General features: G+C 63.3%; 15 protein-coding genes and 2 pseudogenes. 11 read left to right on the forward strand and 6 right to left on the reverse strand.

Features of this window, described 5'->3' with window-relative positions:
• Positions 1-130: 130 nt before the first annotated feature.
• A complete protein-coding gene (locus tag ACO07W_RS16045; RefSeq protein ID WP_421844672.1) occupies positions 131-1,291 on the forward strand; it encodes an SDR family NAD(P)-dependent oxidoreductase in 1,161 nt (386 codons plus the stop codon).
• Complete coding sequence (locus tag ACO07W_RS16050; RefSeq protein WP_421844674.1) at positions 1,288-2,010, forward strand: CPBP family intramembrane glutamic endopeptidase; 723 nt, start codon at positions 1,288-1,290, stop codon at positions 2,008-2,010. The genes ACO07W_RS16045 and ACO07W_RS16050 overlap by 4 nt, the downstream gene beginning before the upstream one ends.
• A gap of 73 nt (positions 2,011-2,083) precedes the next feature.
• Here the strand turns inward: ACO07W_RS16050 and ACO07W_RS16055 are convergent, their stop codons facing one another.
• On the reverse strand, positions 2,084-3,466 hold the full coding sequence (locus tag ACO07W_RS16055; RefSeq protein WP_421844676.1) for an NAD(P)H-binding protein: 1,383 nt from the start codon (positions 3,464-3,466) through the stop codon (positions 2,084-2,086).
• 246 nt (positions 3,467-3,712) lie between these two features.
• Between ACO07W_RS16055 and ACO07W_RS16060 the strand changes: the two genes are divergently transcribed.
• The gene (locus ACO07W_RS16060; RefSeq protein ID WP_421844678.1) at positions 3,713-4,828 is read left to right on the forward strand and encodes a CaiB/BaiF CoA transferase family protein; all 1,116 of its coding nucleotides are present in this window, start codon (positions 3,713-3,715) and stop codon (positions 4,826-4,828) included.
• A 54-nt stretch (positions 4,829-4,882) separates the two neighbouring features.
• On the forward strand, positions 4,883-5,644 hold the full coding sequence (locus ACO07W_RS16065) for a 3-hydroxyacyl-CoA dehydrogenase (RefSeq protein WP_421844680.1): 762 nt from the start codon (positions 4,883-4,885) through the stop codon (positions 5,642-5,644).
• A gap of 145 nt (positions 5,645-5,789) precedes the next feature.
• On the opposite strand, the gene ACO07W_RS16070 is transcribed toward ACO07W_RS16065, so the two are convergent.
• On the reverse strand, positions 5,790-5,921 hold the full coding sequence (locus tag ACO07W_RS16070; RefSeq protein WP_421844682.1) for a hypothetical protein: 132 nt from the start codon (positions 5,919-5,921) through the stop codon (positions 5,790-5,792).
• 352 nt (positions 5,922-6,273) lie between these two features.
• Here ACO07W_RS16070 and ACO07W_RS16075 point away from each other — a divergent pair, with 352 nt between their 5' ends.
• From ACO07W_RS16075 to ACO07W_RS16085, 3 genes are all read left to right on the forward strand, one after another.
• Positions 6,274-8,673 carry an MMPL family transporter gene (locus ACO07W_RS16075; protein ID WP_421844684.1) on the forward strand — a complete coding sequence of 800 codons (2,400 nt, stop codon included), beginning with the start codon at positions 6,274-6,276 and terminating at the stop codon, positions 8,671-8,673.
• A gap of 133 nt (positions 8,674-8,806) precedes the next feature.
• Positions 8,807-9,019: a hypothetical protein gene (locus ACO07W_RS16080; protein WP_421844686.1), complete on the forward strand. Its 213-nt coding sequence runs from the start codon at positions 8,807-8,809 to the stop codon at positions 9,017-9,019.
• A complete protein-coding gene (locus ACO07W_RS16085; protein ID WP_421844688.1) occupies positions 9,016-9,657 on the forward strand; it encodes a class I SAM-dependent methyltransferase in 642 nt (213 codons plus the stop codon). The genes ACO07W_RS16080 and ACO07W_RS16085 overlap by 4 nt, the downstream gene beginning before the upstream one ends.
• Before the next feature lie 45 nt (positions 9,658-9,702).
• Here ACO07W_RS16085 and ACO07W_RS16090 read toward each other — a convergent pair whose 3' ends face one another.
• Together ACO07W_RS16090 and ACO07W_RS16095 are read right to left on the reverse strand one after the other, a co-directional pair.
• Positions 9,703-10,416 carry an NAD-dependent deacylase gene (locus ACO07W_RS16090; protein WP_421844690.1) on the reverse strand — a complete coding sequence of 238 codons (714 nt, stop codon included), beginning with the start codon at positions 10,414-10,416 and terminating at the stop codon, positions 9,703-9,705.
• Positions 10,417-10,531: 115 nt separating this feature from the next.
• A pseudogene (locus tag ACO07W_RS16095) lies at positions 10,532-10,699 on the reverse strand (DUF1697 domain-containing protein); the annotation flags it as partial.
• Between the two features lie 77 nt (positions 10,700-10,776).
• Between ACO07W_RS16095 and ACO07W_RS16100 the strand changes: the two are divergent.
• The 4 genes from ACO07W_RS16100 (at position 10,777) to ACO07W_RS16115 (ending at position 12,641) form a co-directional block, all read left to right on the forward strand.
• Positions 10,777-11,220, forward strand: coding sequence for a PPOX class F420-dependent oxidoreductase (locus ACO07W_RS16100; RefSeq protein ID WP_421844692.1), 444 nt, complete (start codon positions 10,777-10,779; stop codon positions 11,218-11,220).
• 21 nt (positions 11,221-11,241) lie between these two features.
• Entirely contained in the window at positions 11,242-11,457 is a 216-nt protein-coding gene (locus ACO07W_RS16105) for a DUF5302 domain-containing protein (RefSeq protein WP_421844694.1), read from the forward strand.
• Between the two features lie 431 nt (positions 11,458-11,888).
• On the forward strand, positions 11,889-12,461 hold the full coding sequence (locus tag ACO07W_RS16110; protein WP_421844696.1) for an HhH-GPD-type base excision DNA repair protein: 573 nt from the start codon (positions 11,889-11,891) through the stop codon (positions 12,459-12,461).
• A 33-nt stretch (positions 12,462-12,494) separates the two neighbouring features.
• Positions 12,495-12,641 (forward strand): DUF1059 domain-containing protein, encoded by a 147-nt coding sequence (locus ACO07W_RS16115; RefSeq protein ID WP_421844698.1) that lies wholly within the window; start codon positions 12,495-12,497, stop codon positions 12,639-12,641.
• Between the two features lie 43 nt (positions 12,642-12,684).
• On the opposite strand, the pseudogene ACO07W_RS16120 reads toward ACO07W_RS16115, so the two are convergent.
• A pseudogene (locus ACO07W_RS16120) lies at positions 12,685-13,805 on the reverse strand (hypothetical protein).
• 16 nt (positions 13,806-13,821) lie between these two features.
• Positions 13,822-14,541, reverse strand: a complete 720-nt coding sequence (locus tag ACO07W_RS16125) for a hypothetical protein (RefSeq protein WP_421844700.1) — start codon at positions 14,539-14,541, stop codon at positions 13,822-13,824.
• Between the last annotated feature and the right edge of the window lie 146 nt (positions 14,542-14,687).

The raw sequence follows: 14,687 nt of genomic DNA on the forward strand, positions 1-14,687 counted from the left end.
GCTGGGTCTGCGGTGGCCTCCGGCAACGGTTTCTGTCATCCGGGACCGGAACACGCTCGCTCCCGCTAGATTGTGCAGCGCGAGGACTTTGTCCCCTAAAACGGGCGCCCATATCGTCTAGGTTGGAGCCATGCGGATGCTTGTGACCGGCGCCACCGGTTACGTGGGTTCCCGCCTTGTTACTGCGTTGCTGGCGGCCGGCCACCGAGTATTCGCGGCCGCCCGACGTCCTTCTCGTCTGCGGCGTTTTGGCTGGTGCGACGATATCGAGCCGATCACACTCGACGCCTCCGACAAGGCATCAGTTCACACGGCGTTTGCCAGCTGTTGGGACCGGGTGGGCCCGGTCGACGTCGTGTATTACCTGGTGCACAGCATCGGCAGGGCTGGTTTTCGGGAAGCCGACTCGGCGGCGGCGGCGAATGTGGCGGCCGCGGCCAGGGATGCAGGCGTGCAACGCATCGTCTACCTTGGCGGCTTCGTGCCCGACGTCGAGGCGTTGTCCGAACATTTGGCTAGCCGGGCCGAGGTTGCCCAGGCGCTAGCCGTGGAGGACGGTCCAGACCTGGTATGGCTGGGCTCGGCAATGATCATCGGTGCCGGGTCGACATCGTTCGAGATGCTGCGCTACGTCGGCGACCGTTTCCCGGTCATACCCATGCCGGGCTGGATGGACAACCCGATCGACCCGATCTCCATCCGTGATGTACTGCACTACCTGGTCGCCGCCGCCGAATTCGCACGTGTTCCTGCCGGGGCTTACGACATTTGCGGTCCCGACACCAGCTCTTACCGCATGTTGCTCGAAACATACGCGCGCATTTCTGGCAGGTGCCAGGTGGCCTGGCGAGTGCCGGGAATCGGTACCTCGGTTGCATCGACTGTTACCGGGGCGGCGCTGCCGGTGCCGCAGCGGTTGGTTCGCGATCTGGTGGCTTCGCTAGACCATCCAATGCGGGCGTCCCGCAGCGACCTGCGTGACCGAGTTCCTGACCCGACGGGAGGTTTGCTCAGTATCGAGACTGCGCTGGCGCTCGCGTTGGCGGAGACGCCCAACTACCCGACCCGGCCCGTCAGTGCCCTGGCAGATCCCCATCACCTCGCCGACAGCGACCCGGATTGGGCCGGCGGAGACGCGTTGCGCATCCGGCGACTCGCCGGTGCGGTAACCCCATCCATTGCTCGGCCCGTCTTGGGGCTGGTGAGCATCATCCCCGGCCCGTTCGCCGGCGCAATGCGAACTAGCCTCGACATCCTGACCAACCTGCTCCCGAAAGTGCATGCCGCATGAGTCAGACCACCCCTCCCTACCACACCAGCGCGCTCGACGAGCTACGCCGTGCAATCACGAATGTTGCTGTGCCGCATCACGAACCGCCCGCCGTGGTGCGGCGTCGGCGCATCGTTGTTGCAGTCACTTTGGTGATTGGCGCGGTGGTCTTGGGGCTATCGATGAGTCGCCGCCCCGGCGAGCCGACCTTCTACTGGCTGACGTTGACTTTGGCGGCCGTGTGGGCGCTCGGAGCGCTGGCTTCCGGGCCATTGCATCTGGGCGGAATCCACTGGCGCGGTCGCAACCAGCGGCCGGTCATCACCGGGACGACCACTGGTCTCCTGCTCGGCGGCATTTTTGTTCTGGGTGGGCTGGTCGTCAGGGAGCTTCCGGCTGTCTCGACTCTCGTCGAACGCGTGTTGCTATTTGCCAGCCACGGGTCTTTGTTGCTTGTTGTGGTGATCGGGTTGATCAACAACATCGCCGAAGAGATGTTCTTCCGTGGCGCGCTCTACAGTGCGCTCGGCCGTTTCTACCCCGTGCCCGTCTCGACCATTGCGTACGTGGGGGTGATTATGGCCGGCGCCAACCTCATGCTGGGATTTGCCGCAGTCGTCCTGGGTACGGTGTGCGCGTGGGAGCGACGTTCGACTGGCGGTGTGCTGGCGCCGATCCTGACCCACCTGGTGTGGGGCCTGATCATGGTGCTTGCGCTCCCATCGTTGTTCGGGGTTTGACTCGGTGGATTGCACGGAAGGCTGCCCGCTGCTGTTAGCGGCCAGTTTGTCGCGGTGAGCATTGCGCGTTCTTTCATTCAGCCGCGGCAATGATGTCGCGCTTCAGCGCGCGCAACGCTGCGGTGTGAACGGGTCGAAGCAGGACGTGGCACAACCGGCTCGGGATGCCACGCGGGAAGAAGATCGCCCGTTGGACGTACGTGGCATGGCCCTCGTCGTGGGTGTTGATCGTGATTTCTAGCCACGCCGGCCCGTAGGAGGGTGTGTTAGCGCGTAGCCGGAGCACGGCTGGCCCGCGTTCGGCCACGTTCCAGCGGTGCGTGGAGCGGCGTAGCCGCGGCGCGAGCGCAAACGAATACCACTGGCCGTTGTTGACTGCGTCTTCGGCCGCTTTAAAGACCTTTTCCGGCTTAGCCATTGTCGTGGCAGTGCGCACGTCGGTGTAGACGACTTCGCCGGCCCAGGCCGGGTCGCTAGGCAATGGTTCGGCCGGCTCCGAATGCAAAGATGCCCACGTCGCGTCGGGGAGTCCGCGCGCTGCCCGGTTAAGCGCCAACACCACGGCGCGTCGGTAGCCGATTAGACCGCCTGGGGGTGCATCGATAATGGTGTCAATGTCGGAGTCACGCATGACCGCATCGCATTCCAGCGATTCGATCAGCGGCCGTGCTAAGCCCGGAGGTATCGGTGTGACGGTGCCAATCCAGAGGCTGGCGATAGTTGGCGTCAGAAAAGGCAGCACGATCAAATAGCGGCGGCGCAGACCCGCGACCTCAGCGTAGACCTGCATCATGTCGCCGTACTCCAACAGGTCGGGGCCGCCAATGTCCCATGCTCTCGACGACGGCACGTCAGCCGTGGCCGCGGCCGCCAGGTAGTACAGGGCGTCACGCACTGCGATGGGTTGAATCCGGTTGTGCACCCACTTGGGCGTGGTCATCACCGGCAACCGGTCGGTGAGGTGCCTGACCATTTCGAACGACGCCGACCCCGACCCGACGACCACTCCAGCCTGCAGCACGATTGTCTCGATACCGGAGCCGATCAGGACGTCGCCTACGGCTTTGCGGGACTCAAGGTGTGGCGAGAGCTTGCTGCCCGCCGGATGCAGGCCGCTGAGGTACACCAGCCGCCGCACTCCGGCGCGCTGCGCGGCCAACACGACATTGCGTGCCGCGCGGATTTCCTCGGCGGCGAAATCCTTCGACGTTCCCATCGAGTGGACCAGGTAGTAGACAACGTCTATACCGTCAAATGCCGCGACCAGCGAATCGACGTCACTTAGGTCCCCCTGCGCCAGCTCGGCGTGTTCTCGCCACGGCACGTCTGCCAGCTTCATCGGGTTTCGAGCCAGTGCGCGAACCCGATGGCCCTTGTCGAGCAGGAGCGGGACAAGGCGACCGCCAATGTAGCCCGTTGCTCCCGATACAAGACAGCTCGCCTGTCCAGCCGACATGGGGTCTCCATTCTGCCCCTCCACTGTTAAATATTCGCACCAGACGCTCGGCGGGATTGCCGATTCAACACATGCGTTGAGGCGTCGGTTGTAAACCCGCAACTCGGATACCTAGAAATTCGCCATGCGCATCGCTGTGGGTGACCAGGGTGCAGCGCGGCCACTAGCGGCTGCGAAGATGCCACCAACGGGCTTTCGGCGTGGCGCATGTCGATGGTTTTTGGGCGGATGAAAGGTCGGGTGATCATGGCGGCACCGAATAGCGGGCCACTGAGCGGGTTGCGTGTTCTCGAACTGGCCGGCATCGGCCCGGGCCCGCACGCCGCGATGATCCTGGGGGACCTCGGCGCCGACGTGGTCCGCATCGATCGACCTCCGAGGGGATCTGGCGGCGCCGGGGGCGTCGCGAAAGATGCCATGCTGCGCAACCGGCGCATTGTTAACGCGGATCTGAAGTCCGACCAGGGGCGCGAACTTGTCCTGAGCCTCGTCAAATCGGCTGATGTGCTGATCGAGGGCTATCGTCCCGGTGTCACCGAGCGTCTCGGCCTGGGGCCGGAAGACTGCGCCAAAGTCAATGAACGACTGATCTACGCGCGGATGACCGGTTGGGGCCAAACCGGCCCGCGCAGCCAGCAGGCGGGTCACGACATCAACTACATTTCGCTCAACGGAATTCTGCACGCCATCGGCAGGGCCAACGAGCGGCCGGTACCGCCGCTGAACTTGACCGGCGACTTTGGCGGCGGCTCGATGTTCTTGCTGGTTGGTATCTTGGCCGCCCTATGGGAGCGGCAGCATTCTGGCAAGGGTCAGGTTGTCGACGCCGCGATGGTAGACGGGTCCAGCGTGCTGGTGCAGATGATGTGGTCAATGCGGGCTGCGGGGATGTGGTCCGATGTGCGCGGCACCAACATGCTCGACGGTGGAGCGCCCTACTACGACACCTACGAATGTGCCGACGGACGTTATGTGGCGGTCGGTGCCATTGAGCCGCAGTTCTATGCGGCCATGCTCGCCGGGTTGGGGCTGGACGCCGCAGACATGCCGCCGCAGAACGACTTTGCCCGATGGCCCGAACTGCGGGCGCTGCTTACCAAGGCATTCGCCAGGCACGACCGCGATCACTGGACCAAGGTCTTCGCCGATTCGGATGCCTGTGTGACCCCGGTGCTCGCATTCGGCGAGGTGCATACCGAGCCGCATATCGTCGAGCGGAAAACTTTCTATGACGTCGGTGGTGAGCAAAGTGGTCTACAGCCGATGCCGGCGCCGCGGTTCTCGCGCACGGTGCCGAGTGAGCCACGACCGCCCGCAGCACCTGTGACAGACATCGAAGCACTGCTGCGCGACTGGGCGTGACCGACATTCACCGGCTGGCTGGTCATAGGCCATACAACGCAGGAAAGGATTGGCGTGGAGATCAGAGATGCCGTAGCCGTGGTTACCGGGGGCGCTTCGGGCCTGGGTTTGGCCACGGTTAAGCGGCTGCTGGCTGGCGGCGCCCAGGTTGTGGTGGCCGACCTTAAGGGCGACGAAGTGGTTGGCGAACTGGGTGATCGGGCACGGTTCGCGCGTGCCGACGTCACTGACGAGGCCGCCATAGCCCGCGCTTTGGACTTAGGCGAATCGTTGGGTCCGCTGCGCATCGTCGTCAACTGCGCAGGCATCGGCAACAGCATTCGGGTGCTGAGTCGCGACGGTGTCTTTCCATTGGATGCGTTCCGCAAGATTGTGGACGTCAACTTGGTGGGCACTTTCAACGTGCTTCGACTTGGCGCCGAGCGAATCGCCAAGACCGAACCTGTCGGCCCGGAGGGTGAGGAACGTGGCGTCATTATCAACACGGCGTCGGTGGCAGCGTTCGACGGTCAAATTGGCCAGGCCGCCTACTCAGCGTCCAAGGGTGGTGTGGTGGGGCTGACCCTGCCGGTCGCCCGAGACCTGGCCAGCCACCGAATCCGGGTGGTGACTATCGCGCCCGGCCTGTTCGATACGCCACTATTGGCATCGATGCCGGAGGAGGCAAAGGCGTCGCTGCGTATGCAGGTGCCCCACCCCGCACGTCTAGGCGACCCCGACGAGTACGGAGCGCTTGCGGTGCACATTGTCGAAAATGTGATGCTCAACGGTGAGGTCATCCGTCTTGACGGTGCTATCCGCATGGCACCGCGCTAGGGCGCCACAATGAGCCCGGAAACGAGAAAGCCCCCCGCAACAGCGGAGGGCGCGAAGCACTCGAGGGAAATCAGTTACCGACGAAACCATCGGCTGACATTGGGTTCGGCCATGAGTAGCCGTGCAAGCATGCCCATGTTGTCGCTCAGCTTGCCGTAGGCAGCGGATGCCAGTCGTCGAGCTGTTCTGAGGTCTCCCCTTCCACGAGCATGTCGCCGTGGTAAAGGGCCTCGAAGTCAGTCTTGATGGCGTTGGCGCTAGAGTCGTCAATCCACATGCCCCTGAGCTTATGAGCTTCTATTAAGGAATCTTTGTGTCACGATTCGGAAAATCGTGGCAATATTACCCTTGGGTAGGTTCCCGTCGGTGGTACGTGACCTGCGGCTCTGTCGGCTGCGGCCGTGTTGTTTGGGTGCCATTAGTCTCGCCATGCGGCAGTGCGGGCCGCCAACGGCGGCAGTGTCTGTGGCAAAAGCGGCAAAAACCGGCGCCGATGGTGAACCATTCGGTTGTGAGCATTCGTGCCTAGGGCAAAGTGTCGGGAAACAACGCCAACTTAGCAGTGCTAAGTTAGCCCGGTTTGATCTGGTGAAGCGCGACCGGCACCGGCCGGTGGAAGGACCAGAAATATGCTGCAGCGGATCGCTCAACTCGCCATAGCAGCCCCGCGACGCATTATTGGGGTGGCCGTCCTGCTTTTCACGGTGGCCGCGGTTTTCGGAATTCCGGTCGCCGAGCGTCTGTCTCCGGGTGGTTTCCAAGATCCGAGTTCTGAGTCGGCGCAGGCCATCGACGTGTTGACAGACAAGTTCGGGCAAAGCGGTCAAAAGATGCTGATCGCCGTGACGGCACCGGCGGGAGTAGATAGTGACCAGGCCCGCGAGGTCGGGGTCGACATCGTTAACCAGCTGCGGAGGTCGCAGCTGGTGTATAGCGTCGCCTCGCCGTGGACTGGAACCGCCGTTCGGCAGCCAACCGCGGGCGCTGACCTGGTGAGTGCGGATGGCAAGTCAGGGCTGATCGTGGTCAACCTCAAAGGCGGCGAGAACGACGCGCAGAAAAACGCCCAAACCTTGTCTAGCGACATTGTCCACGATCGTGATGGCGTCACCGTGCGCGCCGGTGGCTCGGCGATAGAGTATGCTCAGATCAACAGCCAGAACCAGCGGGATCTGTTGACGATGGAGATGATCGCGATTCCGCTGAGTTTTCTGGTATTGGTTTGGGTGTTCGGTGGGCTACTCGCAGCTGCACTGCCGATGGCTCTTGGTGGTCTGGCGGTGGTTGGCTCGATGTCGGTGTTGCGCCTGGTCACCTACGTCACCGACGTATCAATATTCGCGCTCAACCTCAGCACCGCGTTGGGGTTGGCGCTGGCCATCGATTACACGCTCCTAATCATCAGCCGCTATCGCGACGAACTCGCCGATGGCAACGACCCAGATCGGGCCCTGATACGGACGATGGTCACTGCGGGGCGCACAGTGCTGTTCTCGGCGACGACCGTGGCGTTGTCGATGTCAGCGACTGCGCTGTTCCCGATGTACTTTCTGCGGTCGTTTGCCTACGCGGGGATAGCGACGGTGGCTTTCGTTGCGACCTCGGCCATTCTGGTAACTCCGGCTGCGATTGTGCTGCTGGGCTCCCGCCTGGACGCGTTGGACGTCCGATATCTGGTGCGTCGGGTACTGCCGCGGAAGGTGCGGGGCTCGGATACAGTGCGCAAACCCGTTGACGAGCTGTTCTGGTATAGGTCGACCAAGTTTGTGATGCGCCGTTGGCTGCCGATCGGACTGGCCGTGACCGCTTTGCTGGTGTTGCTGGGGCTTCCGTTTTTCTCGGTGAAATGGGGTTTTCCAGACGACCGGGTACTGCCGCCGTCGGCGTCTGCGCATCAGGTTGGCGACATATTGCGCAACGACTTTGCGCAAGACCCCGCAACGGCGGTGTCAGTCCTTGTCCCTGACGTACGCGGCCTCACCCCGGCCGATCTTTCTCGCTACGCAGCGGACTTGTCGAGGGTGCCCGACGTGTCAGCGGTGACGGCCCCGACGGGAACGTATGTGGGTGGAAACCGGACGGGACCCCCTGCTGCGGCAACCGGGTGGTCCGACGGCAGCGCATTTTTGACGGTGAGCACTACGGCGCCATTGTTTTCGGAGGCCTCCGACACCCAGCTCAACCGGTTGCACCAAGTACGCGGGCCCGCTGGGCGATCTGTCCAGATGGCCGGTGTGGCCCAGGTCAATCGGGACAGCGTTGACGCGGTAATGGAACGCCTTCCGTGGGTGCTGGGTGTGATGGCTGCCATCACATTTGTGCTGCTATTCTTGCTCACTGGCAGCGTGGTGTTGCCTGCCAAGGCCCTGGTCTGCAACCTGCTCTCGTTGACGGCCGCGTTCGGCGCACTCGTTTGGGTCTTCCAGGAGGGCAATCTGGGTGCGCTGGGAACAACGCCTAGCGGCACGCTTGTGGCGAACATGCCGGTGCTGTTGTTCTGCATCGCATTCGGGCTGTCCATGGATTACGAAGTATTTCTGGTCTCTCGGATCCGTGAGTACTGGCTGTCATCCGGAGCCGCCCGGCCGGCGCGGCCTAGCGCAGACCAGGCACACGCCGCCAACGATGAGAGTGTTGCACTGGGGGTGGCCCGCACCGGCCGGGTGATCACCGCCGCTGCGTTGGTTATGTCGATATCGTTTGCGGCGCTGATTGCCGCGCACGTGTCGTTCATGCGGATGTTTGGTCTTGGTCTGACTCTCGCTGTCATCGCGGATGCCACCTTGGTGCGGATGGTTCTGGTTCCGGCGTTCATGCATGTGATGGGCGGATGGAATTGGTGGGCCCCCAAGGCGCTGGTGCGGCTGCATGATCGGTTCGGCATCAGCGAGGCGGTAGACGACGCGGTGATCGATTCTTCTGCAGTCGCTGGGACGACCCCGGGCCAACATTGCCGGGCCGAGACCGAAACAGATGAGCCCGCGGTTCGGAGCGATCCGATCGCGGCCTCGGCGACGCCTTGCGGTTGACATGTCGCATCGCGACAGTGTTAGGCGGTGTTCGACCCAACTGCATTGTTAGGACAAAGACGCACTTCTGGAGGCGGTGTGCGCCCGCTGACTAGCGAGACTTAGCCAGGCAATGGCGTGGGCGGCAGTTTTCGTGACTGTTGATCCGCACGTGCTGTTCGGTGATGTTGACACACTTGCCGACCGGGTGTTGAGCGTTGTGCGCCGCAGCCATATGGTGACTGGGTTGGTTGGTGCCAACGTCACACTTGAGCAGCTGCTGGCCTGGGCGATGGTACGCGGTCCAGGCGATAAGTGGGCTTGGGTGAACAAGCTACCGAGCCCGACGGAGGAGTCGCGGATATGACAGCGGGCGCAGTTTCCACGATCGACAATCCGTTCTTCGCGCGGATATGGCCTTTCGTCGCCACCCACGAAGCCGAGCTGGTACGAGTCCTGCGCCGGGAAAATCTGGCCGGCCTGTCGGGGCGGGTGCTCGAAGTGGGTGCTGGTATCGGGACGAACTTCGACTACTACCCCGAATCCGTGCAAGAGGTCGTGGCGATAGAGCCGGAGTCGCGGCTGGCGACCCTGGCTCGCGCCGCCGCCGCCAGTGCATCCATCCCCATAGTCGTGACGGGGCAGACGGTAGAGGAGTTCAGCGACACCAAGCCGTTTGACGCGGTGGTCTGCTCGCTGGTGCTGTGCTCGGTGAACGACCCCACAGGGGTTCTGGGGCGCCTACATGCGTTGCTCAGGCCGGGCGGGCAGCTGCGGTATCTCGAGCATGTCGCCAGCCCGGGTGCTAGAGGTCGCTTGCAGAGGTTCGCCGACGCGACGTTCTGGCCGAGGCTGTGCGGCAATTGCCACACCCATCGTGACACTGAGCGTTCAATCGTCGGTGCCGGATTCGAGGTGGACACTTCTCGGAGAGAGGGCACGTTGCCGTCATGGGTGCCGCTTCCGGTGTCTGAGTTGGCCCTGGGCCGTGCGCTGCGGCACTAGGGGGGATGCGCTGTCCGTTGGCGTCGCCGGCTGACCTGGGCGCGGCTAGCTCAGCAGAGCGGGCAGCTGGTCCAGCAAGCCAGGCAGCGCCTTGCTGGCAGACTCGCGTATACAGATTGTTGCGCTCTTGGAAAGCGGTGTGGGTTCGGGGTTGACCTCGATCACGACCCCACCGCGCGACAGCGCCAACTCAGGCAGCCCGGCCGCCGGGTAGACAATGGCTGAGGTCCCAACAACCACCATCACGTCAGCGGATTCGGTTGCTTCGACCGCTTGCTGCCACGGCCCTTCGGGCAACGCCTCGCCGAACCACACGATGTCCGGCCGGATCAGACCTCCGCAGCGACAGGTCGGCGGCTCCACTTCCAACGCCGGCTCTGACATCTGCGGAAGTGCCTCAGTGTAGGGAATATTGCAACGTGCACAACGGAATTCGAAGAGGCTGCCGTGTAGGTGATACACCGGAGTGCTACCCGCGCGCTCATGCAGGTCGTCGACATTCTGGGTGACGACGCTGACCTCGACGTGGTCCTGCCAGGCGGCGATCGCACGGTGCCCGTCGTTGGGTTCGACTTCGGCCACCAGGTAGTGTCGCCACAGGTACCATCCCCAGACCCGCTCCGGATTGCTCAGCCACCCTTGGGTGCTGGACAGCTCGTAAGGGTCGAAACGGGCCCACAATCCGTTTTTGTCATCGCGGAACGTCGGTACGCCGCTCTCCGCGGAAATCCCGGCGCCGCTGAGCACCGTCACTCGCATCCCACAAACATAGCCGGGCTTGGTGGCCAGTGGTGGTTTGGAGTTCCGGGATCTATTCGAGGCCGACGTGCGGCCGCTGGGATCTGGCTCCCTGGGGCTATGGGGCGTACGTGATACGTACTGTCGCCGGACAGTCGGGCGACTCCAACAAGACATTGCTGCTGGCCAAGACGGTTCGCACGCTGGCGAATCCGGCTTCGGTAAACGCAGCCGCCGCCCCGGTCATTGGCAGGTCGACACCCCCAACATTGACGCCGCGTAGCAATAGCGCGTATCGGGTCATCACCCGATTCCATCAGTGCGAGTAGGAACTACGTGATTGGGGACCGGTGTGCGGCGTAAGCAACGTAGTCTTTCGGCATGGGACGCCAAGTCTTCGACGACAAGCTTTTGGCCGTGATCAGTGGCAACTCCATCGGAGTGTTGGCGACGATCAAGCAGGACGGGCGGCCACAGCTGTCGAACGTGCAATATCATTTTGACCCGCGCCACGTGGTGCTGCGGGTGTCGATTACTGAGCCGCGAGCCAAGACCCGCAATCTGCGCCGCGATCCGCGAGCTTCGATCCTGGTGGATGCCGACGACGGATGGTCGTATGCGGTGGCCGAGGGCACCGTGGAACTGACGCCGCCTGCGGCGGCGCCCGACGACGCGACGGTGGAGGCGCTGATTGCTTTGTATCGCAGCATTGCTGGCGAACATCCAGACTGGGACGAATATCGCCAGGCGATGGTCACCGACCGACGGGTATTGCTGACGCTGCCGGTCTCGCACGTTTACGGTCTGCCGCCAGGCAAGCGCTAGGACGCAGGTTAGGCTGCCGGTATGGCTGAATCGCACTCGGGTAAAGATGCAAAGTCGTCACGGGCCGAGGGATCCGAGGGGTCAGAGGACGAGAACAAGCGTAAGTTCCGCGAGGCACTGGAACGCAAGATGGCGAAGTCGGCGGGTGGAGCCGAGCACAAAGACGGCGGCGGCAAGCAGTCCCGGGTGCACGGTCGAGCCGAGACTCGTCGGGAGTTCCGTCGCAAGAGCGGTTAAGCCACGACCCGGCATCGTTGCGCAGCCAAAGGATGTCTCCCGTTGCGACGCGTTTTAGACAGAGCGCGAATTATCTTGATTCTCATGGGTTTTGAGGTTTAGAGAGCTGATTTCGGCGTGTTGCTCAACGTAGGGGATGGTGGCTTATCGGTTGGTGCCCAAGCAGCGGTGCCGATCAGGTTCGTGTCGAAAGCCGCTCGACTATCCGAGACGTATCCGATTACAGCCGCACCCATTTTCCCCAAACGCTGTCCTGCTTCTTGAATGCTGCTGGCCCAAATGATCAAGTAACTCCAGTGCAAACGATCGAATGATGTCGATCGATGGAATTGGGATCGAATCCGCGGAAAATCAATCACCGATCCCGGGCTGGCTGGCGGTGTAGGCTACGCCGGGCACTAAGCACCAGCGGCCGGGCCTAGACTGGGTCTGTGCCGAACTTGCGTCTCGCCACCGACCCCGAAGCCAATGCCCTGCTCGATGAGAACCCGTTTGCGCTTTTCGTAGGTTTGCTGCTCGACCAGCAGGTGCCGATGGAAACGGCTTTTGCCGGACCCAAGAAGATCGCAGATCGCATGGGCAGCTTCGATGCCGGTGAGATCGCGGACTGTGACCCGGACAAATTTGCCGCGTTGTGCTCGGAAAGACCTGCCGTCCACCGCTTTCCAGGATCGATGGCTAAGCGCATCCAGGCGCTTGCGCAGATCGTCGTCGACCGATACGACGGGAATGCGGCCGCCGTGTGGATAGCTGGCGAACCCGACGGCAGGGAGTTGTTGCGGCGACTCAAAGAACTTCCCGGTTTTGGCGAGCAGAAAGCCCGAATATTTCTTGCGTTGCTGGGTAAGCAATACGGGGTGACGCCGCAGGGCTGGCGTGCCGCCGCGGGGGAATTCGGTGAGCCGGGCACATACGTATCTGTTGCCGACATCGTCGATGCGCGTTCGCTCGCGCAAGTGCGATCGCATAAGAAGCAGATGAAGGCTGCTAAGGCGGCAAATTAATTAGGTATCGGAGTGCAAGCGAAAGGTGGCAGCGTGAAGACGCACCTGACGTGTCCGTGCGGCGAAGCCCTCGTCGGCAAAGATGAGGATGACCTGGTCGAACAGACCCAGGCACACCTCGCCAGCGTTCATCCAGGCATGGAATACGACCGCGACGCAATCTTGTTTATGGCGTACTAGCGCTCGCTGCCCGGTGGGTCAAGATTGGCCGCCCCAGCTCGTGTTAGGGCACGACTGTGGAGCCGATTGTGGGCATGAACTGGCACTGCTTTTCCTTGGTGGTGACCTGGCCGAAGATCGTCGAAATGATGCTGCCCGAACCGGTGTCGGCGATCGCGGTCAACGTTGTCGGTCCATCCGCGTTGATGTCTGAGCGTGGCTTGAGCGTGACGCTCCCAGACTTCCCGGTGGTCAGGTTTACCCACGTGACGTTCAACGGCAGCTTTTGCAGTTCGGCGGGTCCGGGGGTGCCGACAGCGGTGAATACATAAGCGGTCTGGCTGGGGGCGGGACCAGGAGTCGGGATCGTGGCCGGTCCTGCTACTGACAGTGCCGTCGCGATGGAGCTGCTGCCGTCGGCTAGGCAATTGGTGCCAATTGAGGGATACATGAAGTCCTGCGTCGGTGGGGTGTCTGGGCCGAAATCCGGAGCAGCGGCCGGCGCGGGCGCAGGATCGGGTGCGGCCGGCGCGGGAGCTGGTGCCGCCGCTGGCGCGGGAGCTGGTGCCGGTGCTTCGGGTGCTGCGCCGGGTACCACCGCAGCGGACGGTGGTGCGGCAGCAGGTGGTGCGGCAGCAGGTGGTGCGGCGGCAGGCGGCGGGGCCGCGGCGGCGACCGGGCCCGCTGCGTGGGCCGGATCGACACCTAGTGGCAAGTGTGCCTGCACGCCGGGCTCTACGTCTGGTGCTGGCACGTGCTGCACTGGGAAGGTCTCCGGAGCGGTGAGTTCATCCGCACCTGGAGCGGCGACTGCTGGTGCGGCCGACGCAGGAGACTCGATATCAGGGTGGTTCGGCACCTGTATGAACTGGTTCACCGACGACGCGACGTTCTTGGATTCGGTGGGCGCCGCCGGATTGTGAGTGAACGCTGATGCCGCGGCCATGAGCAGCTGCGTCGCCTGCTCGGGGTTGCTGGCCGCTTGTTGGATTATCGGACTCAACTGAGCTAGCGCCGGCAGGCCCGGTAGCTGTTGGTTGGGGTTGGGCTCAGGTGCGGCCGGATCGGCTGTCGCGCTCGGACAAAGCGCGAGCGCGACAGCCGAGGTGGCGGCGACGGCGGCCAAACCTCTGGACAGACTCCACGTGCGTGCCACAGTGTTCTCCCGATTTCTGATGTGGTCAGCCGTCTGGTTGATGGCTCAGGGGAGCGCGCCGAGCAGGGTTGTTGGTGCGCTTGGGGCTGCGGGCGCTTGTGCGGCTGGGGAGCCAGGTTGAGGTGCAACCGGTGCCCCCGGGAATGCGCTCGAAGCGAGCGCGGGCAGGTCGCCCGGTAGCGAAAGTTGTTGTGGCATGTGCACCGGGAGGTACGGCATAGCCGGCAGGTCTACCTTCGCCGATGGCACCAGACCCGGAGCGGCTGCCTGCACGGCCGCCGGCGCGGCCGGGCCGACGCCTGGGATCGATGCGGCACCCCCGGGCAGCGACGTTGCGGTGGCGGGCGTCGGTGCGGTCAGTCCGGGGATCGGAGCGTTCACCCCAGGAATGGAGGGAGTGGTCGCCTGGGCGACAGGTGCCGTCGGGTTCAATCCCGGAGTGACAGTGCTCAGTCCGGGAACGCCGGAAACCCCGGGAACCCCGGGAACCCCGGGAATTGTGCCGGGTACCGGTTGTGACGGTCCTAGGGCGCCAGTGGGCGCCTGCGTGTTGCCGCTCAGTGCTGAGACGAAGTTCTGCAGGATTTGCGGCGCGTTGGCCGCCGAACTGATCAGCTGTTGCGAAATGTCGGGCGCTGGTGCTGGTGCCGGTGCCGGTGCCGGCGGCGGAGCCGGGTCCGCGTGCGCGATGCCGCCGGTAAGGAGCGCGGCGGATGAACCGACTAAGACAGCAGCGACGCGTACGTAGGTCCAGATGGTTGGCATGACTCTCCCTGGTGTTGACGACAAGTCCCAGGCCAGAAGGTATCGCGGTACAGAAGTGACTCAAGTGACACGTGTGGCATTTATGGGATCGTTACGCATACGAGCAGTAGCGGTTATCGATGGCCCGGACGGCATCTTGTCGCCAT

Source organism: Mycobacterium sp., assembly GCF_965230835.1.
GTDB lineage: Bacteria > Actinomycetota > Actinomycetes > Mycobacteriales > Mycobacteriaceae > Mycobacterium.

Excerpts from the sequence above, each read along its gene's own strand:
- ACO07W_RS16045 (WP_421844672.1), top strand. The coding sequence starts at position 131 with ATGCGGATGCTTGTGACCGGCGCCACCGGTTACGTGGGTTCCCGCCTT.
- ACO07W_RS16050 (WP_421844674.1), top strand. The coding sequence starts at position 1,288 with ATGAGTCAGACCACCCCTCCCTACCACACCAGCGCGCTCGACGAGCTA.
- ACO07W_RS16055 (WP_421844676.1), bottom strand. The coding sequence starts at position 3,466 with ATGTCGGCTGGACAGGCGAGCTGTCTTGTATCGGGAGCAACGGGCTAC.
- ACO07W_RS16060 (WP_421844678.1), top strand. The coding sequence starts at position 3,713 with ATGGCGGCACCGAATAGCGGGCCACTGAGCGGGTTGCGTGTTCTCGAA.
- ACO07W_RS16070 (WP_421844682.1), bottom strand. The coding sequence starts at position 5,921 with ATGTGGATTGACGACTCTAGCGCCAACGCCATCAAGACTGACTTCGAG.
- ACO07W_RS16075 (WP_421844684.1), top strand. The coding sequence starts at position 6,274 with ATGCTGCAGCGGATCGCTCAACTCGCCATAGCAGCCCCGCGACGCATT.
- ACO07W_RS16085 (WP_421844688.1), top strand. The coding sequence starts at position 9,016 with ATGACAGCGGGCGCAGTTTCCACGATCGACAATCCGTTCTTCGCGCGG.
- ACO07W_RS16090 (WP_421844690.1), bottom strand. The coding sequence starts at position 10,416 with ATGCGAGTGACGGTGCTCAGCGGCGCCGGGATTTCCGCGGAGAGCGGC.
- ACO07W_RS16100 (WP_421844692.1), top strand. The coding sequence starts at position 10,777 with ATGGGACGCCAAGTCTTCGACGACAAGCTTTTGGCCGTGATCAGTGGC.
- ACO07W_RS16105 (WP_421844694.1), top strand. The coding sequence starts at position 11,242 with ATGGCTGAATCGCACTCGGGTAAAGATGCAAAGTCGTCACGGGCCGAG.
- ACO07W_RS16125 (WP_421844700.1), bottom strand. The coding sequence starts at position 14,541 with ATGCCAACCATCTGGACCTACGTACGCGTCGCTGCTGTCTTAGTCGGT.